This window comes from Pseudomonas halotolerans, from assembly GCF_039581215.1.
GTDB classification, from domain to species: Bacteria; Pseudomonadota; Gammaproteobacteria; order Pseudomonadales; family Pseudomonadaceae; genus Aquipseudomonas; species Aquipseudomonas tehranensis.
Map to the genome: position 1 here is coordinate 188,513 of NZ_JBCNTJ010000004.1, position 25,685 is coordinate 214,197.

A 25,685-nucleotide genomic window follows, 5' to 3' on the forward strand; every position below is an offset into this window, starting at 1 on the left:
AAAAAAGCAGCCTGCGGGCTGCTTTTTTGTTGCCTGCGATTTGGTCTTTGAGCACCCTGCATCTCATCATTTCCATTTCGATGCCGCGTACGCACGCATCCCTCATGAGTTTTTATGCCAGCCATTGATCACCCGCTGATAGACCAGTTTCTCGACGCCCTGTGGCTGGAGAAGGGGCTGTCCGACAACACCCGCGATGCCTATCGCAGCGACTTGGCGCTGTTCAATGGCTGGTTGCAGGAAAATCACTTGGAACTGGTCAATGCCGGCCGGGAGTTGATCCTCGATCACCTGGCGTGGCGTCTGGAGCAGAACTACAAACCCCGCTCGACCGCGCGGTTTCTCTCCGGTCTGCGTGGGTTTTATCGCTATTTGCTGCGGGAAAAGCTGATCGCGGTAGACCCGACCTTGCGTGTGGAAATGCCGCAACTGGGGCGTCCGCTGCCCAAGTCCCTGTCGGAAGCCGACGTGGAGGCGCTGCTGGCGGCGCCGGACCTCAGCGAGGCCATCGGTCAGCGCGACCGGGCCATGTTGGAAGTCCTGTATGCCTGTGGCTTGCGCGTCACCGAGTTGATCAGCTTGACGCTGGAGCAGGTCAACCTGCGCCAGGGCGTGCTGCGGGTGATGGGCAAAGGCAGCAAGGAGCGTCTGGTGCCGATGGGTGAAGAGGCAATCGTGTGGGTCGAGCGATACATGCGCGACGCCCGCCATGAACTGCTGGGCGGGCGCCCCAGCGACGTGCTGTTCCCCAGTCTGCGCGGCGAACAGATGACTCGCCAGACCTTCTGGCACCGCATCAAGCACCAGGCCAAGGTGGCCGGGATCGGCAAGTCACTGTCCCCCCATACCTTGCGTCATGCCTTTGCCACGCACCTGCTCAATCACGGTGCCGACCTGCGGGTGGTGCAGATGCTGCTGGGCCACAGTGACCTGTCCACCACCCAGATCTACACCCATGTCGCCCGGGCGCGGTTGCAGGATCTGCATGCCAAACACCACCCCCGCGGTTGAGTGAAGATCCCTGTGGGAGCGGGCTTGCTCGCGAAAGCGGTCCATCAGGAATCAATGGTGACCGACACACCGCATTCGCGAGCAAGCCCGCTCCCACAAAAAAGCATCAGCGAATGCCTTGTATCACCGGCATTCGGCCACGCGGGCCTTATGTGGTAGGCTTTGCCGGTTTGCACAGTGGGCGGTTGGAACCCGAATCTGCCGGTCGGCGTTCCCCGTCCCATTTGTCCGTCTCAGGAGCTCCCATGCGTTTGATCCAGATGTTCACCGCCGCCGCCATTGCGTTGGCCAGTACTGTTGCCATCGCCGATGACGCGGCCGACAAGGCTATCCGCAAGAGCCTGGAAAACCTTCAGATGGAGGTGCCGATCGAAACCATCACCGCCAGCCCCATGTCCGGCCTGTATGAAGTCAAGCTCCAGGGCAGTCGCGTGCTCTACGCCAGCGCCGACGGCCAATACATCGTCCAGGGCAACCTGTTCGAGCTCAAGGATGGCAAGCCGGTCAATCTCACCGAGAAGACCGAGCGCCAGGGCATTTCCAAGCTGATCAACGGTATTCCTGTTGCCGAAACCGTGGTTTACCCGGCGGTGGGTGAAACCAAGTCCCACATCACCGTGTTCACCGACACCACCTGCCCGTATTGCCACAAGCTGCACGCCGAAGTGCCAGAGCTGAACAAGCGCGGCATCGAAGTGCGCTATGTGGCGTTTCCGCGCCAGGGCCTGGGCTCGCCGGGTGATGAGCAGTTGCAGGCAGTCTGGTGCTCCAAGGACAAAAAAGCGGCCATGGACAAAATGGTCGATGGCAAGGAAATCAAGGCCGCCAAGTGCGAAAATCCGGTTTCCAAGCAGTTCGCCCTCGGGCAGTCCATCGGTGTGAACGGTACGCCGGCCATCGTTTTGGCGGACGGCCAGGTGATTCCGGGCTACCAGCCGGCGCCGCAAGTCGCCAAACTGGCCCTTGGCGCCAAATGATCATGGGCCGTGCCTTTATGAAGATCACGGCTCGGCGAAAACCTTCGTCGGGCCGTTAAACACAAAGTCGCGTTGCTGCGCGGCTGTATTTCACGGCCGACCTTGCGTCGGCCGTTTCATGGGGAGTCAAGAGTGAATCCGGTCAAAGTAGGCATCTGTGGGTTAGGTACCGTCGGTGGCGGCACCTTCAACGTACTTCAGCGCAACGCCGAGGAAATTGCTCGTCGTGCCGGGCGTGGAATCGAAGTGGCACAAATTGCCATGCGCACGCCAAAGCCTCAGTTCCAGACGACCGGTATTGCGATTACCAACGATGTCTTCGAAGTGGCCACGAACCCTGAGATCGACATCGTCATAGAGCTGATGGGCGGCTATACCGTTGCCCGCGAGCTGGTACTCAAGGCCATCGAGAATGGCAAGCATGTGGTCACCGCGAACAAGGCGCTTATCGCTGTTCACGGTAATGAGATTTTCGCCAAAGCGCGGGAAAAGGGCGTGATCGTCGCGTTCGAAGCCGCCGTGGCCGGTGGCATTCCGGTGATCAAGGCGATCCGCGAAGGCCTGTCGGCCAACCGCATCAACTGGGTCGCGGGGATCATCAACGGCACCGGTAACTTCATCCTCACCGAGATGCGCGAGAAGGGTCGCACCTTCGAAGACGTGCTCGCCGAGGCCCAGGCCCTGGGTTACGCAGAAGCCGATCCGACGTTCGACGTGGAAGGCATCGACGCGGCCCACAAGCTGACGATCCTGGCGTCCATCGCCTTTGGTATTCCGCTGCAATTCGACAAGGCCTACACCGAAGGCATCACCAAGCTGACCACCGCTGACGTGAACTACGCTGAGGCCCTGGGCTATCGCATCAAGCACCTGGGCGTGGCCCGTAGCACGGCCAGTGGCATCGAACTGCGCGTGCACCCGACCTTGATCCCGGCCGATCGCTTGATCGCCAACGTCAACGGCGTGATGAACGCGGTGATGGTCAATGGCGACGCTGCGGGCTCCACGCTGTTCTACGGCGCTGGCGCCGGCATGGAACCGACCGCTTCTTCGGTGGTGGCCGACCTGGTGGATGTGGTGCGCGCGATGACCTCCGACCCGGAGAACCGTGTGCCGCACCTGGCTTTCCAGCCGGACTCGCTGTCGGATCATCCGATTCTTCCGATCGAAGCATGCGAAAGTGCCTACTACCTGCGTATCCAGGCCAAGGACCATCCAGGCGTACTGGCCCAGGTGGCAAGCATTCTTTCGGAGCGCGGCATCAACATCGAGTCGATCATGCAGAAGGAAGTCGAGGAGCACGACGGCCTGGTGCCGATGATCCTGCTGACCCACCGAGTGGTCGAGCAGCGCATCAACGACGCGATCACCGCGTTGGAGGCCCTGCAGGGCGTGGTGGGTCCGGTGGTCCGTATCCGCGTCGAGCATTTGAATTGAAGCAGCTGCAAGCGCCAAGCTGAACGCTGCAAGTTAAGTCAATAAAGCTGCAAGCCATGAGCTGCAAGCTACAAGTGGAAGCCCGGCTGCTTTTAACTTGTCGCTTGTAGCTTGTAGCTCGAAGCTCAAACCAAAGGTTTGCCCCCATGCGCTATATCAGCACCCGCGGCCAGGCACCGGCCCTGAATTTCGAAGATGTCCTGCTGGCCGGCCTGGCCACGGACGGCGGCCTCTATGTGCCGGAAAACCTGCCGCGTTTCACCCAGGAAGAGATCGCCTCCTGGGCCGGCTTGTCGTATCACGAGTTGGCTTTCCGAGTCATGCGCCCGTTTGTCACCGGCAGCATTCCGGACGCCGATTTCAAGAAAATCCTGGAAGAGACCTATGGCGTCTTTTCCCATAACGCCATCGCACCGCTGCGTCAGCTCAACGGTAATGAATGGGTGATGGAGCTGTTCCACGGCCCGACCCTGGCCTTCAAGGACTTCGCCCTGCAATTGCTCGGTCGTCTGCTGGACTACGTGCTGCAAAAGCGTGGCGAGCGTGTCGTGATTGTCGGCGCTACCTCCGGCGACACCGGTTCGGCCGCCATCGAAGGCTGCAAGCATTGCGAGAACGTCGACATTTTCATCCTGCACCCGCACAACCGTGTCTCGGAAGTGCAGCGTCGGCAGATGACGACGATTTTCGGCGACAACATCCATAACATCGCCATCGAAGGCAACTTCGATGACTGCCAGGAAATGGTCAAGGCCAGTTTTGCCGACCAGAGCTTCCTCAAAGGGACGCGGCTGGTGGCGGTGAATTCGATCAACTGGGCGCGGATCATGGCCCAGATCGTTTATTACTTCCACGCGGCCCTGCAACTGGGCGGCCCGGCCCGTTCGGTAGCGTTCTCGGTGCCTACGGGCAACTTCGGCGATATCTTTGCCGGTTACCTGGCGCGCAACATGGGGCTGCCGATCAACCAGTTGATCGTGGCCACCAACCGCAACGACATCCTGCACCGCTTCATGAGCGGCAACCAGTACGTCAAGGAAACGCTGCACGCCACGCTGTCGCCGTCCATGGACATCATGGTGTCGTCGAACTTCGAGCGCTTGCTGTTCGACCTGCACGGTCGCAATGGTGCGGCGATTGCCGGCCTGATGGACAGCTTCCGGCAGGGCGGTGGTTTCAGCGTCGAGCCTGAGCGCTGGACTGAAGCGCGCAAGTTGTTCGACTCCCTGGCGGTGGATGATGCGCAAACCTGCGAGACCATTGCCGAGGTGTTCGAGCAGAGCGGTGAATTGCTCGATCCTCATACAGCCATCGGCGTGAGAGCCGCTCGTGAGTGCCGTCGCAGTCTGGACATCCCGATGGTGATCCTGGGCACTGCTCATCCGGTCAAGTTTCCGGAAGCGGTGGAGAAGGCTGGCGTAGGAAAAGCGCTTGAACTACCCGCACATCTTTCTGATTTGTTTGAGCGAGATGAGCGTTGCACCGTGTTACCCAATGACTTGAAAGCCGTGCAGGCCTTTGTCAGTCAGCATGGCAACCGCGGCAAGCCTCTCTGAACGCTGAAAACCTGTCACATTTTGAAGCCCGTCTCCTGACGGGCTTTCTTGTTTCTGCATGCCAAACTGATCGGGTTTTCGCCCTTGGAGGGACGGGCGAGTAATCTCGAAGGAAATGCAGATGTTGTTTTTTATCAGACGCAAACCAGCCCTGAGCTGGATGATGGGCCTGGTCCTGATGTACTGGGCGTTGGGGGTGGACGCGGCGCAGTTGGCGGCCTACGAAACGCCACCGTTCGGTCCCGTCGAGCGGTTGGCGCTGGATCCGCAGGAATTGAAGTGGATCAAGGAGAACCCACAGGTCATCGTGGCCTCGATGCAGTTTCCGTTGTACCTGTTCAAGAATGAGCATGGGCAATGGAACGGCCTGAACAACGACATTCTCCAGCGTATTGCACGCATGACGGGCCTTGAATTTGTGCATCGCGAGTCGTTCTCCCCTGATCAATTGCTGGCCATGCTGGAGAACGCAGAGGCCGACATGACGACCACGCTGGCGATGAACGACGAGCGCAGGGATTTTCTGAACTTCAGCCACGCCTTTGGCGGCTCCGGCTGGGTATTCGTCGGACGCGACGGGGAGGCCGTCCCCGATTCGCTGGAGCAGCTCAATGGCAAGATCCTGGCATTGCCGGCGCGACATGCCTTGGAAGCACAAATCCGGCGCGACTACCCGGCCATCGAGTTGCGCACGGTCAAGACTTACGGGGAAGCGAGGGCCCTGGTGGAGAGCCGGGAGGCCCACGCCACCATTGAAAACGAAACCGGGGTGCATCTTTATCCGGCAGGACAGTTGCGTGTAGGAAGAAGCCTGGAGGGCAAGTGGGAACCGGACTATCTGGCCGTGCGTCAGGATCTGCTCCCATTGCTGAGTATTCTGAACAAAGCGCTGGAGGTTTTTCCGGCCGAGGAAATGCGAGCGCTGCGCTCCAAATGGATGGCAGGTATCGCCCCTGGCCAGGCGCCATCGGTCTGGTTGCGGATTTCCCAGTGGGGGTATTGGTGTGTGACGGTGGTCGTGTTGTTCGCTCTGCTGTCTCTGCTTTGGAACCGCCGCCTGCAGATACAAATCGACCAGCGCCTCAAGGCCGAGGCTGTCCTCAATGATCAGTTGATGCTCCAGAGGGCCTTGATGGATGCCATTCCCGATCCGATTTTCATCCGTGATCTGGAAGGGCGTCTGATCATGTGCAACAAGAGTTACGAAGAACAGTTCGCGACGCGCTTTGAAAAGTTGCGGGGAACCCGGCTGACGGACTCTGCAGTGTTCCCGCCGGCGACTGCCGAGTTGCTGCATGGCGAGGTCATGGAGCAACTGCGAACCGGCCAGTCCCGGTTCGTCGATCGTCAACTGATGTTCAGGAGTGGATTCCGGAAAATCCATCATTGGTCAGTGCCTTTTTATGGGGCCGACGGGCAGTTGCGCGGTTTGTTGGGAGGCTGGATCGATGTCGGGCGCCGATGGAACCGTTCCGAGCAATCGCTGGCTTGACGCAGGCGGCTCGCGAGAAAGTTTCTTCCAGCGGCAGCTGTTGTTTGCCTGTCATATTGGACGCGCATGCTCGGTTGAACGGCTTCGAGGTGTACCGGCTCGGTATGCGAACGAACTTTCTACTGCAGCGCACGGTCATTTACTGTGAACAAGCAGTTGTTTTCGGACTATTGAAGGGTGAGCGAATGGAAAGTATCAGCCTATTGCTGGGTGAGGCTTTGAGCCCGTATCAGGTGACGCTGACTCCCTCTGGCGCCAGAGGCGAGTGCCTGGTAACGCTGAAGAATGCCTGCGGGGCCATCATGGTCGAACGCCTGTTCAACCAGGCCCAATTGACCGACAGACGCCAACTGACGGACGTGGTCGATGGCCTGCATCGCGATGTGCTGATTGCCGAGGGGCGTCTTGAGCCCTGTGTGATCGCGGCGTTGCGCAATCTGGCACGTGACAAGGTCATGGCTATCCCGAATTGAGCGCTATTTCGTGGGAACCTTCCTACGTCCTGATGAGTCAGAGCTTTTACCAGCAAGATCAAGCATTGTGCTCCGGTGCTTGTCGCTTGTTGTACCGACCTCAATGGTCGCGTTTAACCCCGAGTTGTCTCCCCACTTCTCGGGGTTTCTTTTTGCCCGTCGTTTTAGGTTTTAGCGTGCTCTGCCGCTGGGCGGCGCAGTAACTCTGTGGGAGCGAGCCTGCTCGCGATAGCGTCGGGTCAGTAGGCTGGGTAATGACTGGCACACCGTTATCGCGAGCAGGCTCGCTCCCACAGTTGATCTTCAGTCATCACAGACTTTCGTTCACTGCAGGGCGCCTCAAATGGCGCCGTCGGTGCGCAGCTTGGCGATTTGCTGTGCATCGTAGCCAAGCTCGCCGAGTACTTGGGCATTATGCTCACCCAGCGCTGGCCCCACCCATTCAGAGGTGCCCGGTGTGTCGGAGAGTTTCGGTACGATGCCCGGCATCTTGAACGCCTTGCCGTCCGGCAGCTTGGCCTTAAGAAACATTTCCCGGGCCAGGAACTGCGGATCGCTGAACATATCTTCGGCGCTGAAAATCCGGCTGGCCGGCACTCCTGCCTGATTCAAGTGCTCGATGACGGTATCGAGCGGCAGTGAATTGACCCAGCGATCAATGACCCCGTACAGCTCATCGCGGCGAGTGTCGCGCCCATCATTGCTGGCCAGTTGCGGGTCATTGGCCAGATCGTCACGGCCAATGACCTGCATGAAGCGCTTGAAGATCGCGTCGCCGTTGGCGCCGATCTGCACGTGCTTGCCATCGGCACTGGTGTGGATGGACGACGGGGTGATGCCGGGCATGATGTTGCCGGTGCGCTCGCGGATGAAGCCGAACACGTCGAACTCCGGCACCATGCTTTCCATCATGGCGAAAATCGCTTCGTACAGCGCCACGTCCACCACTTGCCCGGCTCCGCCGTTGACCTCGCGATGACGCAGCGCCATCAGTGCGCCAATCACGCCCCAGAGGGCGGCAATCGAATCACCGATGGATATGCCGGTGCGCACCGGTGGCCGGTCTTCGAAGCCGGTGATGTAGCGCAGGCCACCCATGGACTCGCCCACTGCGCCAAACCCGGGTTGATCTTTCATCGGCCCGGTCTGACCGAAGCCCGAGAGCCGCACCATGACCAGCTTCGGGTTCAGCGTATGCAACACATCCCAGCCCAGGCCGAGTTTTTCCAGCACACCGGGGCGAAAATTCTCGATCAGGATGTCGGCTTCGCCGAGCAGCTGTTTCAGAATCGCCAGACCTTCGGGGTGCTTGAGGTTCAGGGTCAGGGATTTCTTGTTCCGTGCCTGAACGAACCACCACAAGGACGTGCCTTCATACAGCTTGCGCCATTTACGTAACGGGTCGCCGCCATCGGGCGACTCGACCTTGATCACCTCGGCACCGAACTCACCGCAGATCCGCGAGGCGAAAGGTCCGGCGATCAAGGTGCCGAGTTCGATGACTTTGACGCCCGCAAGGGGTTTGGCAGTAAGCGACATGACGGATCCTGTAGAACAAAGGCAGAACGAATGGAGCGTTTTATCATAGGCCGGCTCCAGTCGCCGCAGGTTGATGGTCGGCAATTCGTGGAATACCCACCTCATCGGTTAGACTTGCCGCCTTTCCCTGTATCAAGAAGCCCGTTCATGGCCCAGCCGTCCACGACCTACAAGTTTGAACTGAACCTCACCGACCTCGACCGCAGTGTGTACGAGAACGTGAAGCAGACCATCGCCCGTCATCCTTCGGAAACCGAGGAGCGTATGACCGTGCGTCTGTTGGCCTACGCTTTCTGGTACAACGAACTGCTGGCGTTTGGCCGGGGTCTGTCGGACGTCGATGAACCAGCGCTGTGGGAAAAAAGTCTGGATGACCGTGTATTGCACTGGATTGAAGTTGGCCAGCCCGATGCCGACCGCCTGACCTGGTGCTCGCGCCGTACCGAACGTACCAGCCTGTTGGCCTATGGCAGCCTGCGGGTCTGGGAAGGCAAGGTGATCCCGGCGGTCAAGAACCTCAAGAACGTCAACATCGCCTCCGTGCCTCAGGAGGTGCTGGAGACGCTCGCTAAGGACATGCCCCGCGTGATCAAGTGGGATGTGATGATCAGCGAGGGGACGATTTTCGTGACCGATGATCGCGGCCAGCATGAAGTCCAGTTGCAATGGTTGCTGGGTGAGCGCGGCTGATCCCGCCTCGGCATCAATTGAACTCATTGTGGAAGCGGGCTTGCTCGCGAATACGGTAGATCAGTTTGCATTTATGTTGAATGTGCCGCCGCTTTCGCGAGCAAGCCCGCTCCCACACAAGCTCCCTTGCCAGAATTTTCACGATTATCCAGAGAAATATCCGTCACCCCATGCGCATAGAACCCCGCCAGTTACCCGACACCCTGCCATTTCTCGGTGATCTGCCGCCCCTGTTGACGCGCCTGTATGCGGCCCGTGGCGTGCAGTCCGAGGCTGAACTGGACAAGAGCCTGGCGCGCTTGATTCCTTATCAGCAACTCAAGGGCATCGACGCGGCGGTGGATCTGTTGGTGGTGGCGCTGGAGCAACGCCAGCGCATCCTGATTGTTGGCGACTTCGATGCCGACGGCGCGACGGCCAGCACGGTGGGCATGTTGGGCCTGCGTTTGCTCGGCGCCGCCCATGTCGATTATCTGGTGCCCAATCGCTTCGAATACGGCTACGGACTGACCCCGGAAATTGTCCAGGTCGCCCTGACCCGCGAGCCGCAGTTGCTGATCACCGTGGACAACGGCATTTCCAGCGTCGAAGGTGTGGCGGCGGCGAAGGCGGCGGGGCTCAAGGTGTTGGTTACCGACCACCATTTGCCGGGCCTCGAACTGCCGGCGGCCGACGCCATCGTCAACCCGAACCAGCCAGGCTGTGAGTTCCCGAGCAAGGCATTGGCCGGTGTCGGTGTGATTTTTTATGTGCTGATGGCGTTGCGGGCGCGTCTGCGCAGCCTGGGCCGGTACGCCAGCAGCCCCCAGCCAAACATCGGCGAACTGTTGGATCTGGTGGCACTGGGCAGCGTGGCGGATGTGGTGCCCCTTGACGCCAACAACCGGATCCTGGTGCATCAGGGCCTGGAACGCATTCGTGCCGGGCGTGCCCGCCCCGGTATCAAGGCCATCCTGGAAGTGGCCAGGCGCGATCATTCTCGCATCACCTCCACCGACCTCGGCTTTATCCTCGGCCCGCGCCTGAACGCAGCCGGGCGTCTGGACGACATGAGCCTGGGCATCGAATGCCTGCTCACTGACGATCCGGCTTTGGCGCGGGAGATGGCGGCGCAACTGGACGGCATGAACCAGGACCGCAAATCCATCGAGCAGGGCATGCAGCGTGAAGCACTGGCCCAGCTCAAGGATTTGCCGGTGGAATCGATGCCGTTCGGTTTATGCCTGTTCGATCCACAGTGGCACCAGGGCGTTATCGGGATTCTCGCCTCGCGGATGAAGGAGCGTTATTTCCGTCCGACCATTGCTTTTGCCGATGCCGGAGACGGCCTGCTCAAGGGGTCGGGGCGCTCGGTGCCGGGTTTTCATATTCGCGATGCCCTGAGTGTAGTGGCCGCGCAACATCCGACGCTGATCAGCAAGTATGGTGGCCATGCCATGGCGGCGGGACTGACGTTGGCGCAAGAGAATTTTCCAGCGTTCGCCGAGGCATTCGACGCTGAAGTGCGCCGACAATTGCGTGAAGAAGACCTGACCGGGCGCCTGTTGTCGGACGGCACCCTGGCGGTGGAAGAGTTTCACCTGGAGCTGGCTCGGGCGTTGCGTCACGCCGGGCCCTGGGGTCAGCACTTCCCGGAGCCGATGTTTCACGGGGTGTTCCAGTTGGTCGAACAGCGCGTGGTGGGCGAGCGGCACCTCAAGGTCGTCCTCAAGAGCGAGTGCGGCTCGGTGAAGCTCGACGGTATCGCCTTCGGCATCGATCGCGATATCTGGCCAAACCCCACGGTGCGCTGGGTGGAACTGGCCTACAAACTCGACCTCAACGAGTTTCGCGGCCAGGAAACGGTGCAGTTGATGATTGCCCATATCGAACCGCGGTAGGCTCCAATACTCATCTGCTGAGTGGCGACTCCTTGTGTGGGAGCCAGGCTTGCCCGCGATGAAGGCGATGCGGTTTTTCAAAGAACGAGGTGCCTGTCTCGCGAGCAAGCTTTGCTCCCACACGAGAATCAGGGGCGGTTTTTAATTCTGAACCCACCCTGATCCCGGGTTGTCGACTAGGCTCTAAGCACTGCTTGATAGCCCTTGTGACGTCTTGTCGGATTTCTTTGCCCGCGGGGGCGGGTGTTGCACCTTTTTGTCACTCGTCGACTTTTCAAACAGAACCCTGGAGCCTGCCCACTGATTCGAGAGGTGCCCCATGAGTCTGCTGCTGGAACCCTATACCCTTCGCCAATTGACCCTGCCCAATCGCATCGCCGTGTCGCCGATGTGCCAGTATTCGAGCGCCGATGGCCTGGCCAATGACTGGCACCTGGTACACCTCGGCAGCCGCGCCGTGGGTGGCGCCGGCCTGGTGTTCACCGAAGCCACTGCCGTCACTGCTGACGGCCGCATCACCGATCAGGACCTGGGGTTGTGGAACGATGAACAGATCGGCCCCCTGCAACGCATTACCCGCTTCATCACCGCCCAAGGGGCCGTGCCGGGCATACAACTGGCCCACGCCGGACGCAAGGCCAGCACCTGGCGGCCCTGGCTCGGCAAGCATGGCAGCGTAAAACCGGAGGAGGGTGGCTGGATTCCGGTCGGCCCATCGCCGATTGCCTTCGATCCGCAGCACACCCAGCCGGTCCAACTGGACGAGGGGCAGATTGCCGGTGTCATCCAGGCGTTCGTGGAGGCGGCCAAACGTAGCCTGACGGCCGGCTTCAAAGTCGTGGAAGTCCACGCCGCCCACGGCTATCTACTGCATCAATTCCTGTCTCCCTTGAGCAATCAGCGTCGTGATCAATACGGCGGCTCGTTCGAGAATCGCATCCGGCTGGTGCTGCAAGTGACCGAAGCGGTCAGGGCCGTATGGCCTGAGGAGCTGCCGGTGTTCGTGCGCGTATCGGCCACCGACTGGGTCGAAGATGGCTGGAACCCGGATGAAACCGTGGAGCTGGCGCGAAGATTCCGGGCACTGGGGGTGGACCTGATCGATGTGTCCTCGGGCGGCACCGCCGCGAATGCAGAAATTCCCACCGGTCCCGGGTATCAGACGCGGTTTGCCGAACGGGTGCGCAAGGAGTCGGAAATCGCCACCGGCACTGTCGGCATGATTACCGAACCGGCCCAGGCCGAGCACATCTTGCGAACCTGCCAGGCCGACATCATTTTCCTGGCCCGCGAATTGTTGCGCGACCCGTACTGGGCGTTGCATGCCGATGATGACTTGGGGGGACGCAAGGCCACGTGGCCAGCGCAGTACCAGCGGGCCACGCACCGGGAACAGCCGATTCATGAGTCGGATTTGCGCGATTAAGCGTTAGCTTGAAACAAAAAGCCCCGGTTTTTAGGCCGGGGCTTTTGTTTATTGGGCTGGATGGTCCGGCGTCTGTACTTGCCTCATCGCGAGCAGGCTCGCTCCCACAGTGGATTGGTGTTGTTCACAGAACTTGTGATCCACACCCTACCCTGTGGGAGCGAGCCTGCTCGCGATGGCGTCATCCCTGACGCTGAAGGCTTAAGGGTATTTACGCTTATCCGGCGCCGGCGGGAAGTACTGGTACAGCCAGGTCTCGCTCAAGGTCCGGTCCTTGGTGCGCAGGAACAGGCGCATCTCCACCGGGTCCACGCGGTCGTCGGTCGGGTACCAGTCGAAGGTGATGCGGTAACCCTTGATCGCATCCAGCACCAGCACGTTGAAGTCCTTCACCTCGCCGTGGGAGCAGGTCACGACCGGTTCGATACCGGTGCCGGGGGGGAGCTGGTCGAGACCGCCGCCGTTGAAGTCCACGGCAAAGCGTCGGGCCCAGACGGTAGGGTAGTGCTCGCCCGGTGCCCAGCCTTCGATGAAACCGCCCATGCCTGAACGGGTCGCGTTGACCTGGGCCAGCTCCGTGCTCACCGGTGGCAGGGCGCTCCAGTAGAGCTTGTAGCCATAGTTGAGCGATTCACCGGCGGCGACCGGCTTTTTCGGCGTCCAGAACGCGACGATGTTGTCCAGGGTTTCACCGGTGGTAGGAATCTCCAGCAGATCCACCGAGCCTTCGCCCCAGGCCGTCGTAGGTTCGACCCACAGGCTTGGGCGCTTGCTGTACCAGTCCACGGTGTCCTGGTAGCTGGCGAAGTCGTGGTCGGTCTGCACCAGGCCAAAGCCTTTGGGGTTGTTGTCGGCGAAGGCATTGAACTGCAGGGTGGCGGGGTTGTTCAGCGGGCGACAGACCCACTCGCCATTGCCGCGCCACATCGCCAGTCGGTCGGAGTCGTGAATTTGCGGGTGGATGGTGTCGCACATGCGCCGCTCAACGGTGCCGCAGCTGAACATGCTGGTCATCGGTGCGATGCCCAGTTGCTCGATGGCGGTACGCGCATTGATGTGCGCATCGATCTCCATCACGACACGGGTGGGCTGGCAATCGATGTCAAAGCGATAGGCGCCGGTGGCGCTGGGGGAGTCGAGCAGGGCGTAGACCACGAAACGGGTGCTGTTCTTGTCCGGGATTTCGAACCAGAACTTGGTGAAGTCCGGAAACTCCTCACGCTTCTTGGCGTACGTGTCGATGGCCAGGCCACGGGCCGATAACCCGTACTGGCCGGTGTTGTCCACGGCGCGGAAATAACTGGCCCCCAGAAACGAAACGATGTCGTGCCGGTCCAGTTCCGGCGCCTTGAACACCCTGAACCCTGAGAAGCCCAGATCACCGGTCAGTTGCGAAGTGTTGACCGTGGTTTTCTCATAGTTGAACAACTCCGGGCGGAAGTGCACTTCACGGGCCATACGGGTCTTGGCGTCGACGCTGTACATGCGCACCGGTTGCTTGAAGCCCATGCCGACGTGGAAAAACTGCACGTCCAACTGACCGTCCAGCTCATTCCACAGCGAGTGGTTGGCATCGTAGCGGATAGCGTTGAATTGCAACGGGGACATCATCGCCAGTGTCGGCGGCAAGACTTGCTTGGTGTCGACGTAACGGCTCTTGGACAGTTCGCGGGCCTGTTCTTTCAAACCATTGAAATCGAAAGGACGCGCCTTGCCGTCGGCGGTCCGGTCAGCAGCCCAGGCGCGTGCGGCCATGAGTCCTGAGGCCGAAAGCCCGGTGTAGGCAGCGAAAGCCATGGAGGCCTTGAGCAGATTCCTGCGGTGCATAAATACAACCTTTCTGGAAACAATCCCGAGCCTTTCCTGGCAACGAAGACTGGTAAAGAAGTTCGGACATGCCTTTGGCCAAACGCGACGGACGTTAGAACAGATGCCTGAGAGCTGGATCGGTTCACCGAGGCGCAAAATCATAGGGGATACGCAGGTCGGGAGAGAGAGGAAAGCGTGGTTTGGTTAAATTTCCTTACAGATATTTCCTTTTTTATCGGCTAACTCTGCATTTTTTGACTAATTACTCTAAAACTCCCTTTCCACGGTGTGAATCATCCCTATCCTTTAACGTGACAGAGGTTGAACCCGTGGATTCAGCAGGCGTTATCAGGTCAATTCGACGTACCAGAAGGACAAGGCTCAATGACAAAAATACAGGGCATCACCGAATTGCTGGGGATCCTTCCATGCTTGACGAACGCGCGCAGGACACGGCCGCTCAGCATGGACGAATTAAGGCTGGTGGAACGCTATCGGGAGCTGTCGGAAAACGACCGGATCGCCATGCGTTGCCTGATGGATGCAATGCGCAGTGTTTCGAGGTTTTGAATGGTTGCGGATCAGCGGCGGTTGCACCCCCAGGCATGAAGTATTACTTTTCAGGCAAAGGTAATACTTCAAAGGAGAACATTGTGTCGACAACGATGACGAGTAAGGGGCAGGTCACCATTCCTAAGCCAATTCGCGATGCGCTGCATTTGATTCCGGGTTGTGCAATCGAGTTTAGTGTCAACGCGCAGGGTGAGGTGGTGCTCCATGCCGGTAAACCCCAAGCAGCGAAGAAAACAGTCCATGATCGTTTCGAGGCTGCCCGTGGTAAGGCGGATATCAAATGGCGCACGGATGAGCTGATGGCGCTCTTGCGTGGTGAAGATTAATGATACTGGTCGACACCAACGTTTTGATTGATGTCCTGGAAAACGATCCCGTTTGGGCTGATTGGTCTATCCAGCAACTGCGGGCCCAATCGCAAGCCCATGACCTTGTCATCAACCCGATTATCTATGCCGAACTGTCTCAGACTTTTTCCACCTTTGAAGCGTTGGATGAGGTTGTTGCTGAGCTCGGGCTGCTGATGCAGGAAGTACCTCGACCGGCATTGTTCCTCGCAGGGAAGGCTTTTGTGCGTTACCGAAAGGTAGGGGGCGGAAAAAATAACGTGTTGGCCGATTTTTTTATCGGCGCCCATGCTGCTGTGAATGGCCTGCCCTTGCTCACCCGCGATGCCAAACGTTACCGAAGCTATTTTCCTTCAGTGGCGTTGCTAGTGCCGTCATGACACTTGAACCGCCACGACCAGACTCTGCCGTCCGGCCATGGTAGTCGTTCTTTGGCTCAATGCTTGAACATCACATGCCGCACCACCGTGTAGTCCTCCAGCCCATACATCGACATGTCCTTGCCATAACCAGAACGTTTCTGACCGCCATGGGGCATTTCGCTGACAAGCATGAAGTGGGTATTGACCCAGGTGCAGCCATATTGCAGGCGTGCCGCGAGGCGATGGGCGCGGCCGATGTCGGCGGTCCAGACTGAAGACGCCAGGCCGTAGTCCGAGTCGTTGGCCCAGGCCAGCACCTGCGCTTCGTCGATGAACGGCGTGACGGACACCACTGGCCCAAAAACCTCGCGGCGCACGATTTCGTCGTCCTGCTGGGCGTCGGCCAACACTGTCGGTTCAAAGAAGAACCCGTTGCCATCCACGGCCTTGCCACCAGTAATCAGGCGGATATGCGACTGGGCGATGGCCCGTTCGACGAAGCCGGCCACGCGGTCGCGGTGCTGGGCAGTGATCAGCGGGCCCATCTCGGTGTCCGGGGCGGTTTGCAGGCCGTACTTGATACTGGCCACCGCCGCGCCAAGTTTCTCGACGAACCGGTCGTAGATGCCTTGTTGGGCATAAATGCGGCAGGCAGCGGTGCAATCCTGGCCGGCATTGTAGAACCCAAAGGTGCGGATGCCTTCCACGGCCGCGTCAATGTCGGCATCGTCGAAAATGATCACCGGGGCTTTGCCGCCCAGCTCCATGTGGGTGCGTTTGACGCTGTCGGCGGTGCTGGAAATGATGTTTGCGCCCGTGGCGATGGAGCCGGTCAGTGACACCATGCGCACTTTCGCGTGGGTGACCAACGGTTGGCCGACAGTCTGCCCACGCCCGAACACGACGTTCAGTACGCCAGCGGGGAAAATATCCGACGCCAGTTCCGCCAGGCGCAACGCCGTCAGCGGGGTCTGCTCCGAGGGTTTGAGCACCACGGTATTACCGGCGGCCAGGGCCGGGGCGATTTTCCAGGCGACCATCATCAGCGGGTAATTCCACGGCGCGATGGAGGCGATCACGCCCACCGGGTCGCGGCGGGTCATCGACGTGTGTCCCGGCAGGTATTCGCCTCCTGCCGAACCGCTCATGCACCGGCTGGCGCCGGCAAAGAAACGGAACACGTCGGCAATGGCCGGAATCTCGTCGTTGAGCACGGCGTTCAAGGGCTTGCCGCAGTTGTCCGATTCCAGCTTCGCCAGCTCTTCAGCGTGGGCTTCGATGGCATCGGCCAGCCTGAGCAGCAGCACAGACCTGTCTTTGGGCGGAACCTGAGACCAGTTTTCGAAGGCATTGTCGGCCGCGCGCACGGCGGCATCGACCTGGGCTTCGCTGGCTTCGTTGATTTCCACCAGCACCCGGCCCAGCGCTGGGTTGAACACGGCTTGGCCGGGTCCGTCGCCGTTCACCAGTTGGCCATTGATCAGCAGTTTGGTTTGCATGTCCAATCCCTCGTCAAAGCTGTTTTTGCGGCGTTTTTTCAGTGGGTTCGAGTCTATATCGTTTTATCGGGTTCGCCGCAGCCACAAGAAAATCGGCGAGCAACATCTCGAAGCACTCTCACCGACAGGCGCGGGCACTTTCGAACTAGGCTGATTGCCTTAATGATCCGGTTACCCGAATGCGTGGAGGCAGCAAATGAACACCCGTGGATTGCTCGATCAGCTTCTCAAGTCCGGTCAGGAAATGTTGCAGAACAAGGCTGGCGGCGCCCAAGGCAAGTCATCCGGCGGCCTGGGCGGTTTGCTCGGCGGTGGCGCCGGCAATTTGGGCGGGATGCTCTCCGGCGCGGGTGGCGGGGCGCTGGCCGCCGGAGCCATGGGCCTGTTGCTGGGCAACAAGAAGGCTCGCCAGTTTGGCGGCAAGGCCCTGACCTACGGTGGTCTGGCGGCATTGGGTGTGATCGCCTACAAGGCCTATGGCAATTGGCAAGCCCAGCAGGGCAGTGCGCCGAAAACTGAACCGCAGACGCTGGATCGTCTACCTCCGGCCCAGGTCGAGCAGCACAGCCAGGCAATCCTCACGGCCCTGGTGGCCGCAGCCAAGGCCGATGGCCACGTCGACGAGCGTGAAAAGCAGTTGATCGAAGGCGAATTCATCAAGCTCGACAACGATCAGGAACTGCAACACTGGCTGCACGCCGAGCTCAACAAACCCCTGGACCCCACCGACGTCGCCCGGGCCGCCAGCACGCCGGAAATGGCCGCCGAAATGTACATCGCCAGCGTGATGCTGGTGGATGAGGAAAACTTCATGGAGAAATCCTACCTCGATGAACTGGCGCGCCAGCTCAAACTGGAGCCGGGTTTGAAGACCGAGCTGGAGAAGCAGGTACGTCAGGCTGCTCTATAACATAGTCCCAACATCCCTTGTGGGAGCGAACGAGCCCGCTTTCACACTGGTTTTGTGGCCCGTGCTGAAATTGGGGGCTGACGCAACCCCCTGTGGCGAGGGAGCTTGCTCCCGCTCGACGGCGCAGCCGGCGCAAAACCGGCTGACTGGGTTCGTCAGGAAGACACCTTAGGGCGGCTTCGCCACCCAGCGGGAGCAAGCTCCCTCGCCACAGGGGCGCATTCGATTCTTCAAGTGCGGCGAGTCGGCCTCGTTTAAATCATCCACCGCCGCCATACAGCCGCAACGTCGCCCTCGGCTATACTCCCCAGCATTTCAAATGCCTGAGGTTTCACTGTGAAGAACTGGACGTTGCGCCAACGCATCCTGGCGAGTTTTGCGGTAATCATCGCCATCATGCTGCTAATGGTGGTCGTCACGTATTCGCGGTTGTTGAAGATCGAGGCCAGTGAAGAAAAAGTGCGCGTCTACGCGGTGCCGGGGGTGTATTACAGTTCCATGATTCGCGGTGGCTGGGTCGACAGTTACGTCAAGACCCAGCAGATCGTCGGCCTCTCGGGACTGCGGGAAATCACTGCCGAGGACAAGGCGCTCTACCAGGGTTACGAGCAGCATCTGCGCGAGGAAATCCAGCACTATCAAAAGCTGATCCAGGACCCTGCCGACCAAGTCTCCTTCGACGAATTCGAGGTCAATCATCAGGACTTCAACAAGGCCCTGGCGAAGGTTCTGGACCTGTATGAACGCAAGGATTATGACGGGGCACAGCTGGCGCTGGAGAAGGAGCTGACGCCCGCATGGCTGGCTGGTCGCGGGCATTTGAACCAGATCATCGAGCGCAACCGTGAACGGGCGGAAAAAGCCGCCCTGACCATCAGTCAGTCGGTAACCGCCGCTGAAGTTGCCATGGGGCTGTCGTTTCTCGTGGCGGTGCTCATTGCCATGCTCTGCGGCCTGCTCTTGATGCGCGCGATCATGGCGCCGATGAACCGCATTGTGGAAATTCTCGGCGTCATGCGCAGCGGCGACCTGAGCGGGCGCCTGAACCTTGCGCGTAAAGACGAGTTCGGTGCGGTAGAAACCGGCTTTAACGACATGATGGCCGAGCTGACATCGTTGGTGTCCCAGGCCCAGCGTTCTTCGGTGCAGGTCACTACCTCGGTGACCGAGATCGCGGCCACCTCCCGTGAGCAACAGGCCACCGCCACGGAAACCGCCGCTACCACGACGGAGATCGGCGCGACCTCTCGAGAAATCGCCGCCACGTCCCGTGATCTGGTGCGCACCATGACCGAAGTGTCCAGTGCTGCCGATCAGGCCTCGGTGGCCGCCGGTTCCGGCCAGCAAGGCCTGGCGCGCATGGAAGAAACCATGCACTCGGTGATGGGCGCCGCGGATCTGGTGAATGCCAAGTTGGCGATCCTCAACGAGAAGGCCGGCAACATCAACCAGGTGGTGGTGACCATCGTCAAGGTGGCCGACCAGACCAACCTGTTGTCCCTCAATGCCGCCATCGAGGCCGAGAAGGCGGGTGAGTACGGTCGCGGTTTTGCCGTGGTCGCCACTGAGGTGCGGCGCCTGGCGGATCAGACGGCCGTGGCGACCTACGACATCGAGCAGATGGTGCGCGAAATCCAGTCCGCCGTATCCGCTGGCGTGATGGGCATGGACAAGTTCTCCGAAGAAGTGCGCCGAGGCATGGCCGAGGTGCAGCAGATCGGCGAGCAACTGTCGCAAATCATCCATCAGGTGCAGGCGCTGGCGCCACGGGTGTTGATGGTCAACGAAGGCATGCAGGCCCAGGCCACCGGCGCCGAGCAGATCAACCACGCCTTGGTGCAACTGGGCGACGCCAGCAGTCAGACGGTGGAGTCGCTGCGCCAGGCCAGTTCCGCCATCGATGAACTGAGCCAGGTGGCCGTGGGGCTGCGCAGCGGCGTCTCGCGTTTCAAAGTCTGATGAGCGAGCTCGAGGCCAGACGTGGCGCCGCAGCGACGGCCCGTCAGTCGTTGTTCCTGGTGTTTTGCATCGGCAACGAACGCTACGCCCTGCAAGCCATCGATGTGGTGGAAGTGCTGCCGCGCCTGCCCCTCAAGCCGATTGCCCGGGCACCGTCCTGGGTGGCGGGCGTGTTTGCCTGGCGCGGCGTGGTGGTCCCCGTGATCGATCTGTGCAGGCTGACCTTCGGTCAGAGCGCCCAGGCGCGTACCAGTACGCGGCTGGTGCTGGTGCATTACCGCCCCGACGCGCAGCAGGCGGGACAGGTTCTGGGGCTGATCCTGGAACAGGCCACCGACACCCTGCGTTGCGATCCGGCGGATTTCCGCCCCTATGGCTTGGACAACCCACAGGCGCCGTACTTGGGCCCGGTGCGCGAAGACGCGCGCGGCCTGTTGCAATGGGTACGGGTCAATGACCTGCTCGACGAGTCGGTCCGTGCCGTGCTGTTTCCCTCGCCGCCGTTGAGTTTCGATGACCTCGAGGGGCGCCCATGAACAGCGACCAGCGGTTTTTCGATTTCCTCAAAGAGCGTATCGGCCTGGATGTCACCTCCGTCGGGACCGCCATCATCGAGCGGGCCGTGCGCCAGCGCATCATTGCCGTGCCTGGGCGAACCGCAGAGGAGTACTGGCAGTGCCTGCAACATTCGGCCCAGGAGCAACAGGCGCTGATTGAAGCGGTGATCGTTCCGGAGACCTGGTTCTTCCGTTATCCCGAGTCCTTCGCCACCCTTGCCAGACTGGCGATCAAGCGTCTGGCCGAAATCAGGCACCTGCGCGCGCTGCGCATTCTCAGCTTGCCGTGCTCCACTGGTGAAGAGCCTTACTCCATCGCCATGGCCTTGCTCGACGCGGGCCTGGGGCCGCATCAGTTCAAGGTGGACGCGCTGGACGTCAGTCCGCTGTCGATAGAGCGTGCCAGGCAAGCGCGTTACGGCAGGAACTCTTTCCGTGGCGCCGACCTTGGTTTTCGCGAGCGACATTTCAACGCCGAGGCAGAGGGTTATCGCCTCAGCGAGCGGGTGAGTGAACAGGTGCGTCTGCAAGTGGGCAACCTGCTGGATCCGACCTTGCTGGTGAACGAGGCCCCTTACGATTTTGTGTTCTGCCGCAACCTGCTGATCTATTTCGACCAGCCAACCCAGCAGCAGGTGTTCGAGGTGCTCAAGCGCCTGACGCACCAGGACGGCGTACTGTTTATCGGCCCCGCCGAGGGCAGTTTGCTGGGGCGGTTGGGCATGCGTTCGATCGGGATTGCCCAGTCGTTCGCTTTCAGTCGCCAAGGTGCCCCGCAGCCACAACCGCTACCCGCCTTGACGTCGACTCCGCTGCCGGCCCCGCTGCCGCTTGGCCAGGTCGCGTCTCGCGTCATCCCCCCGGTGGTCCGGCCCCGGCCGTTCGCAGCAAGGGTGACCCCGATCACTGAGCCGAAAAACAGCGACGCCGCTACCTTGCTGGCCAATATCGCCGCGCTGGCCAACGCTGGAAAAAGTGCCGAAGCCCGTGCCGCCTGCCAGCAATACTTGAGCAGTCATGCGCCGGCGGCCCAGGTCTTCTACTGGCTGGGGCTGCTCAGTGACATGGCCGGTAGCGCGCTGGAGGCCCAGGGCTTTTATCGCAAGGCGCTCTATCTTGAACCGCAACACGCCGAGGCCCTGGTGCATCTGGCGGCGCTGCTGGCTTCCCAGGGAGACGCGGCCGGCGCCCGTCGATTGCAGGACCGCGCCGCTCGTAGCGGGCGCATGGCTGACAGTGAGCGTGAACAATGAGTGGTTCGGCGAATGACAACCTGACCCATGACGATGCCCAGGCCATCGATGACTGCTGGAATCGCATCGGGGTGCATGGCGATAAATCCTGTCCGTTGCTGGCCGAGCATATTCACTGCCGCAACTGCTCAGTGTATTCGGCGGCGGCCACCCGCTTGCTCGACCGCTACACCTTGCAGCGCGACGACCGGGACCAGACCCACGCGCCGCTGGACAGCGAGATCGTCACCCGATCGTTGTTGATGTTCCGGCTGGGTGAAGAGTGGCTGGGCCTGACCACCCGCAGTCTGGTGGAAGTGGCACCGTTGCAGCCGATTCATTCGTTGCCCCACCAGCGTTCGCGGGCCTTGCTGGGCGTAGCGAATGTGCGCGGGGCCCTGGTGGCTTGCCTGTCGCTGGTGGACCTGCTGGACCTGGAGCCCGGCGGGGCGGTGGTTGCCGGTGCACGGGTCATGCCGCGCATGTTGATCGTTGCGGCCCAGGGCGGTCCGGTGGTGGTGCCGGTGGACGAGGTGGACGGCATTCACGCCATCGATGAACGCGTCCTGAGTGCAGCCTCGCAATCGGCGGCCAAGTACACCCGTGGCGTATTGAAGTTCAAGGGCCGCAGCCTGCGCTGGCTGGACGAAGAACAGTTGTTGTCCGCCATGACCCGGAGCCTGTCATGACCCCTGATCAAATGCGTGACGCCTCGTTGCTGGAGTTGTTCAGCCTGGAAGCCGAAGCCCAGACTCAGGTGCTCAGCGCCGGCCTGCTGGCCCTGGAACGCGACCCGACCCAGGCCGATTATCTTGAGTCGTGCATGCGCGCGGCTCATTCCCTCAAGGGCGCAGCGCGGATCGTTGGGGTGAACGCCGGGGTCAGCGTGGCGCATGTCATGGAGGATTGCCTGGTCAGCGCCCAGGAGCGCCTCCTGGTCCTGCGCGCCGAGCATATCGATGCCTTGCTGCAAGGCACCGACCTGTTGACGCGAATTGCCACACCAGGCAACAGCATCGCAGCTCAGGACGTCGATGCGTATGTGGCGTTGATGGGGCAACTGCTTGATCCTGCCGCTGCGCAGACGCCTGCCGTGTTGCCGCGAATCGAGATGCAAGCCGAGGCCTTTCGCGTTGAGCCGGCCGAGGCAGAACCGCTGGCGTCAACGGAAGCGGTCCCCAAGGGGAAACGGGTCACCGAAGGGGGCGAACGGGTGTTGCGGGTCACTGCCGAGCGCCTCAATAGCCTGTTGGACCTGTCCAGTAAGTCCCTGGTGGAAACCCAGCGTCTCAAGCCCTGGCTGGCGACGATGCAGCGGCTCAAACGCCAGCAGAGCAACGGCTTGCGGGCCTTGGAAGAGCTGAATGTGCACCTCAAGGAACACGCGTTGAGCTTGCAGGCCGAGGAAGCGCTCAACGACGCCCGCCGTTTGCTGGCCGAAACCCAGCAACTGTTGGCGCAGAAAACCGCAGAGATGGATGAGTTCGCCTGGCAGGCCGGTCAGCGAGCACAGGTGTTGTACGACACGGCGCTGGCCTGTCGCATGCGACCGTTTGCCGATGTGTTATCCGGCCAGGCGCGGATGGTCCGTGACCTGGGCCGCAGCCTGGGCAAGCAGGTGCGCCTGGAGATTGAAGGCGACAAAACCCAGGTCGACCGCGACGTGCTGGAAAGGCTCGAAGCGCCGTTGACCCATCTGCTGCGCAACGCCGTGGACCATGGCATCGAATCCCCGGAACAGCGGGTGCTGGCCGGCAAACCCGCCGAAGGTTTGATCCGCTTGCGCGCGTCCCATCAGGCCGGCCTGCTGGTGCTGGAACTGGCGGACGACGGTGCCGGTGTGGACCTGGAGCGGGTGCGGCGCAGTGTCGTCGAACGAGGGCTTTCCCCTGAGCAGACCGCCGCCAACTTGAGCGAAGAGGAACTGCTGACGTTCCTGTTCCTGCCCGGCTTCAGCCTGCGCGACACCGTCACTGAAGTGTCCGGGCGCGGCGTCGGCCTGGACGCCGTCCAGCATATGGTCCGGCAGTTGCGCGGCGCGGTGGTCTTGGAGCAGACGGCCGGCGCGGGCAGCCGCTTCCATCTCGAGGTGCCGCTGACGCTCTCGGTGGTGCGCAGCCTGGTGGTGGAGGTCGGCGGTGAAGCCTACGCCTTTCCCCTGGCTCACATCGAGCGCATGTGCGACCTCGCTCCTGAGGACATCGTGCAGGTCGAAGGACGTCAGCACTTCTGGCACGAAGGGCGGCATGTCGGGCTGGTCGCGGCCAGTCAGTTGCTCAATCGCCCGGCATCACAGAACAACAACCAGGCGCTCAAGGTCGTGGTGATCCGTGAGCGCGAGGCAATCTACGGCGTGGCGGTCGAACGCTTCATTGGCGAGCGCACGCTGGTGGTCCTGCCCCTGGACGAACGCCTGGGCAAGATCCAGGACATCTCCGCCGGGGCCTTGCTGGACGATGGTTCGGTGGTGCTGATCGTCGATGTCGAAGACCTGCTGCGCTCGGTGGACAAGTTGCTCGACACCGGGCGCCTGGAACGCATCGCCCGCCAGAACCAGACGCAGACACCGCGTAAGCGGATCCTGGTGGTGGACGACTCCCTGACCGTGCGCGAGCTGCAACGCAAGCTGTTGCTCAATCGCGGCTATGACGTGGCGGTGGCCGTGGACGGCATGGACGGCTGGAACGCGCTGCGAGCGGAGGATTTTGACCTGCTGATCACCGACATCGACATGCCGCGCATGGACGGCATCGAGTTGGTGTCGCTGTTGCGGCGCGATAACCGTCTGCAGTCGCTGCCGGTGATGGTGGTGTCCTACAAGGATCGTGAAGAAGATCGTCGCCGTGGCCTGGACGCCGGCGCTGACTATTATCTAGCCAAGGCCAGTTTCCATGACGACGCCCTGCTCGATGCCGTCGTCGAATTGATCGGAGGAGCACGCGCTTGAAGATCGCCATCGTCAATGACATGCCCCTGGCGGTCGAAGCCCTGCGCCGTGCCCTGGCCTTCGAGCCGGCGCACCAGTTGGTCTGGGTGGCCGCCGACGGTGCCGAGGCGGTCCAGCGTTGCGCCGAATACACCCCGGACCTGATTCTGATGGACCTGCTCATGCCCATCATGGATGGTGTGGAGGCGACCCGGCGGATCATGGCCGAAACCCCGTGCGCCATTGTGATTGTCACCGGTGACAGCCAGCAGAACGTTCACCGCGTGTTCGAAGCCATGGGGTATGGCGCGCTGGATGTGGTTGATACCCCCACCTTGGGAGTCGGCAACCCCGCGCACGCGGCGGCACCGCTGCTGCGCAAGATCACCAACATCGGCTGGCTGATCGGTGAGCGCAATCACCGTGAACGCGCGGCACCGGCGGCGCAGCGTGTTTCGTTGTCACGCAATAGCCTGGTTGCCATCGGATCGTCGGCAGGTGGGCCGGCGGCGCTGGAGATCCTGCTCAAGGGCCTGCCCCGGCATTTCGCCCCGGCCATTGTGCTGGTCCAGCATGTGGACGAGGTGTTTGCCGCAGGCATGGCGCAATGGCTCAGCAGTGCGTCAGGCCTAGAGGTCCGCCTGGCCCGGCACGGCGAGCCGCCGCAAAGCGGTACGGTGCTGCTGGCCGGCACCAACCACCATCTGCGTCTCTTGAAAAACGGCACCCTGGCCTACACCGCGGAGCCGGTCAACGAGATCTATCGGCCTTCCATCGACGTGTTTTTCGAGAGCGTCGCCCACTTCTGGAGTGGTGACGCGGTGGGCGTTTTGCTCACGGGCATGGGCCGCGACGGGGCCCAAGGGCTTAAACTCATGCGCCAGCAGGGCTATCCGACCATCGCCCAGGACCAGCAGAGCAGCGCGGTGTACGGCATGCCCAAAGCGGCAGCGGCCATCGACGCGGCTGCGCAGATCCTTGCGCTGGACCAGATAGCGCCACGGTTGGCGGAAATTTTTACCCCATGAAG

22 protein-coding genes are annotated in these 25,685 nt (G+C 61.1%); 19 read left to right on the plus strand and 3 right to left on the minus strand.

Annotated elements, in window-relative coordinates; translation table 11 throughout:
• Nucleotides 1-114 precede the first annotated feature (114 nt).
• From xerD to AAIS01_RS07645, 6 genes are all read left to right on the plus strand, one after another.
• Nucleotides 115-1,011: a site-specific tyrosine recombinase XerD gene (gene xerD / locus AAIS01_RS07620; protein ID WP_103307910.1), complete on the plus strand. Its 897-nt coding sequence runs from the start codon at nucleotides 115-117 to the stop codon at nucleotides 1,009-1,011.
• Nucleotides 1,012-1,256: 245 nt separating this feature from the next.
• Nucleotides 1,257-1,988 carry a bifunctional protein-disulfide isomerase/oxidoreductase DsbC gene (gene dsbC, locus AAIS01_RS07625; protein WP_076386216.1) on the plus strand — a complete coding sequence of 244 codons (732 nt, stop codon included), beginning with the start codon at nucleotides 1,257-1,259 and terminating at the stop codon, nucleotides 1,986-1,988.
• 132 nt (nucleotides 1,989-2,120) lie between these two features.
• On the plus strand, nucleotides 2,121-3,425 hold the full coding sequence (locus tag AAIS01_RS07630; protein WP_047227506.1) for a homoserine dehydrogenase: 1,305 nt from the start codon (nucleotides 2,121-2,123) through the stop codon (nucleotides 3,423-3,425).
• Between the two features lie 146 nt (nucleotides 3,426-3,571).
• Entirely contained in the window at nucleotides 3,572-4,981 is a 1,410-nt protein-coding gene (gene thrC / locus AAIS01_RS07635) for a threonine synthase (RefSeq protein ID WP_343468487.1), read from the plus strand.
• Nucleotides 4,982-5,102: 121 nt separating this feature from the next.
• Nucleotides 5,103-6,473 (plus strand): transporter substrate-binding domain-containing protein, encoded by a 1,371-nt coding sequence (locus AAIS01_RS07640; RefSeq protein WP_343468488.1) that lies wholly within the window; start codon nucleotides 5,103-5,105, stop codon nucleotides 6,471-6,473.
• A gap of 185 nt (nucleotides 6,474-6,658) precedes the next feature.
• Nucleotides 6,659-6,946, plus strand: a complete 288-nt coding sequence (locus AAIS01_RS07645) for a DUF3509 domain-containing protein (RefSeq protein ID WP_343468489.1) — start codon at nucleotides 6,659-6,661, stop codon at nucleotides 6,944-6,946.
• A 339-nt stretch (nucleotides 6,947-7,285) separates the two neighbouring features.
• On the opposite strand, the gene AAIS01_RS07650 is transcribed toward AAIS01_RS07645, so the two are convergent.
• Nucleotides 7,286-8,485: a CaiB/BaiF CoA transferase family protein gene (locus AAIS01_RS07650; protein WP_343468490.1), complete on the minus strand. Its 1,200-nt coding sequence runs from the start codon at nucleotides 8,483-8,485 to the stop codon at nucleotides 7,286-7,288.
• A gap of 147 nt (nucleotides 8,486-8,632) precedes the next feature.
• Between AAIS01_RS07650 and AAIS01_RS07655 the strand changes: the two genes are divergently transcribed.
• From AAIS01_RS07655 to AAIS01_RS07665, 3 genes are all read left to right on the plus strand, one after another.
• Nucleotides 8,633-9,175 carry a YaeQ family protein gene (locus AAIS01_RS07655; protein ID WP_256232329.1) on the plus strand — a complete coding sequence of 181 codons (543 nt, stop codon included), beginning with the start codon at nucleotides 8,633-8,635 and terminating at the stop codon, nucleotides 9,173-9,175.
• Between the two features lie 170 nt (nucleotides 9,176-9,345).
• The gene (gene recJ / locus AAIS01_RS07660; protein WP_343468491.1) at nucleotides 9,346-11,055 is read left to right on the plus strand and encodes a single-stranded-DNA-specific exonuclease RecJ; all 1,710 of its coding nucleotides are present in this window, start codon (nucleotides 9,346-9,348) and stop codon (nucleotides 11,053-11,055) included.
• A gap of 319 nt (nucleotides 11,056-11,374) precedes the next feature.
• Nucleotides 11,375-12,481 (plus strand): NADH:flavin oxidoreductase/NADH oxidase, encoded by a 1,107-nt coding sequence (locus tag AAIS01_RS07665; RefSeq protein WP_343468492.1) that lies wholly within the window; start codon nucleotides 11,375-11,377, stop codon nucleotides 12,479-12,481.
• 201 nt (nucleotides 12,482-12,682) lie between these two features.
• Here the strand turns inward: AAIS01_RS07665 and AAIS01_RS07670 are convergent, their stop codons facing one another.
• On the minus strand, nucleotides 12,683-14,308 hold the full coding sequence (locus AAIS01_RS07670; RefSeq protein WP_343468493.1) for a glucan biosynthesis protein D: 1,626 nt from the start codon (nucleotides 14,306-14,308) through the stop codon (nucleotides 12,683-12,685).
• Nucleotides 14,309-14,674: 366 nt separating this feature from the next.
• Between AAIS01_RS07670 and AAIS01_RS07675 the strand changes: the two genes are divergently transcribed.
• The 3 genes from AAIS01_RS07675 (at nucleotide 14,675) to AAIS01_RS07685 (ending at nucleotide 15,590) form a co-directional block, all read left to right on the plus strand.
• Complete coding sequence (locus tag AAIS01_RS07675) at nucleotides 14,675-14,860, plus strand: hypothetical protein (RefSeq protein ID WP_214915667.1); 186 nt, start codon at nucleotides 14,675-14,677, stop codon at nucleotides 14,858-14,860.
• A gap of 95 nt (nucleotides 14,861-14,955) precedes the next feature.
• Nucleotides 14,956-15,189 carry an AbrB/MazE/SpoVT family DNA-binding domain-containing protein gene (locus AAIS01_RS07680; RefSeq protein WP_225248425.1) on the plus strand — a complete coding sequence of 78 codons (234 nt, stop codon included), beginning with the start codon at nucleotides 14,956-14,958 and terminating at the stop codon, nucleotides 15,187-15,189.
• Nucleotides 15,189-15,590 (plus strand): type II toxin-antitoxin system VapC family toxin, encoded by a 402-nt coding sequence (locus AAIS01_RS07685; RefSeq protein WP_092401327.1) that lies wholly within the window; start codon nucleotides 15,189-15,191, stop codon nucleotides 15,588-15,590. The genes AAIS01_RS07680 and AAIS01_RS07685 overlap by 1 nt, the downstream gene beginning before the upstream one ends.
• 56 nt (nucleotides 15,591-15,646) lie before the next feature.
• Here the strand turns inward: AAIS01_RS07685 and AAIS01_RS07690 are convergent, their stop codons facing one another.
• Nucleotides 15,647-17,071, minus strand: a complete 1,425-nt coding sequence (locus AAIS01_RS07690) for a gamma-aminobutyraldehyde dehydrogenase (RefSeq protein WP_343468494.1) — start codon at nucleotides 17,069-17,071, stop codon at nucleotides 15,647-15,649.
• A 196-nt stretch (nucleotides 17,072-17,267) separates the two neighbouring features.
• Here AAIS01_RS07690 and AAIS01_RS07695 point away from each other — a divergent pair, with 196 nt between their 5' ends.
• The 7 genes from AAIS01_RS07695 to AAIS01_RS07725 all read left to right on the plus strand — a co-directional run bounded on the left by AAIS01_RS07695 (nucleotide 17,268) and on the right by AAIS01_RS07725 (nucleotide 25,683).
• Nucleotides 17,268-17,981 (plus strand): tellurite resistance TerB family protein, encoded by a 714-nt coding sequence (locus tag AAIS01_RS07695; protein ID WP_343468495.1) that lies wholly within the window; start codon nucleotides 17,268-17,270, stop codon nucleotides 17,979-17,981.
• Nucleotides 17,982-18,317: 336 nt separating this feature from the next.
• The gene (locus AAIS01_RS07700; RefSeq protein WP_343468496.1) at nucleotides 18,318-19,940 is read left to right on the plus strand and encodes a methyl-accepting chemotaxis protein; all 1,623 of its coding nucleotides are present in this window, start codon (nucleotides 18,318-18,320) and stop codon (nucleotides 19,938-19,940) included.
• Nucleotides 19,940-20,476: a chemotaxis protein CheW gene (locus AAIS01_RS07705; protein ID WP_343468497.1), complete on the plus strand. Its 537-nt coding sequence runs from the start codon at nucleotides 19,940-19,942 to the stop codon at nucleotides 20,474-20,476. Before AAIS01_RS07700 ends, AAIS01_RS07705 begins: the two co-directional genes overlap by 1 nt.
• Nucleotides 20,473-21,750 carry a CheR family methyltransferase gene (locus AAIS01_RS07710; RefSeq protein ID WP_343468498.1) on the plus strand — a complete coding sequence of 426 codons (1,278 nt, stop codon included), beginning with the start codon at nucleotides 20,473-20,475 and terminating at the stop codon, nucleotides 21,748-21,750. The genes AAIS01_RS07705 and AAIS01_RS07710 overlap by 4 nt, the downstream gene beginning before the upstream one ends.
• Nucleotides 21,747-22,418, plus strand: a complete 672-nt coding sequence (locus tag AAIS01_RS07715) for a chemotaxis protein CheW (protein WP_343468499.1) — start codon at nucleotides 21,747-21,749, stop codon at nucleotides 22,416-22,418. The genes AAIS01_RS07710 and AAIS01_RS07715 overlap by 4 nt, the downstream gene beginning before the upstream one ends.
• Nucleotides 22,415-24,676, plus strand: coding sequence for a hybrid sensor histidine kinase/response regulator (locus AAIS01_RS07720; protein WP_343468500.1), 2,262 nt, complete (start codon nucleotides 22,415-22,417; stop codon nucleotides 24,674-24,676). The genes AAIS01_RS07715 and AAIS01_RS07720 overlap by 4 nt, the downstream gene beginning before the upstream one ends.
• Entirely contained in the window at nucleotides 24,673-25,683 is a 1,011-nt protein-coding gene (locus tag AAIS01_RS07725; RefSeq protein WP_092454109.1) for a chemotaxis response regulator protein-glutamate methylesterase, read from the plus strand. The genes AAIS01_RS07720 and AAIS01_RS07725 overlap by 4 nt, the downstream gene beginning before the upstream one ends.
• Nucleotides 25,684-25,685 lie beyond the last annotated feature (2 nt).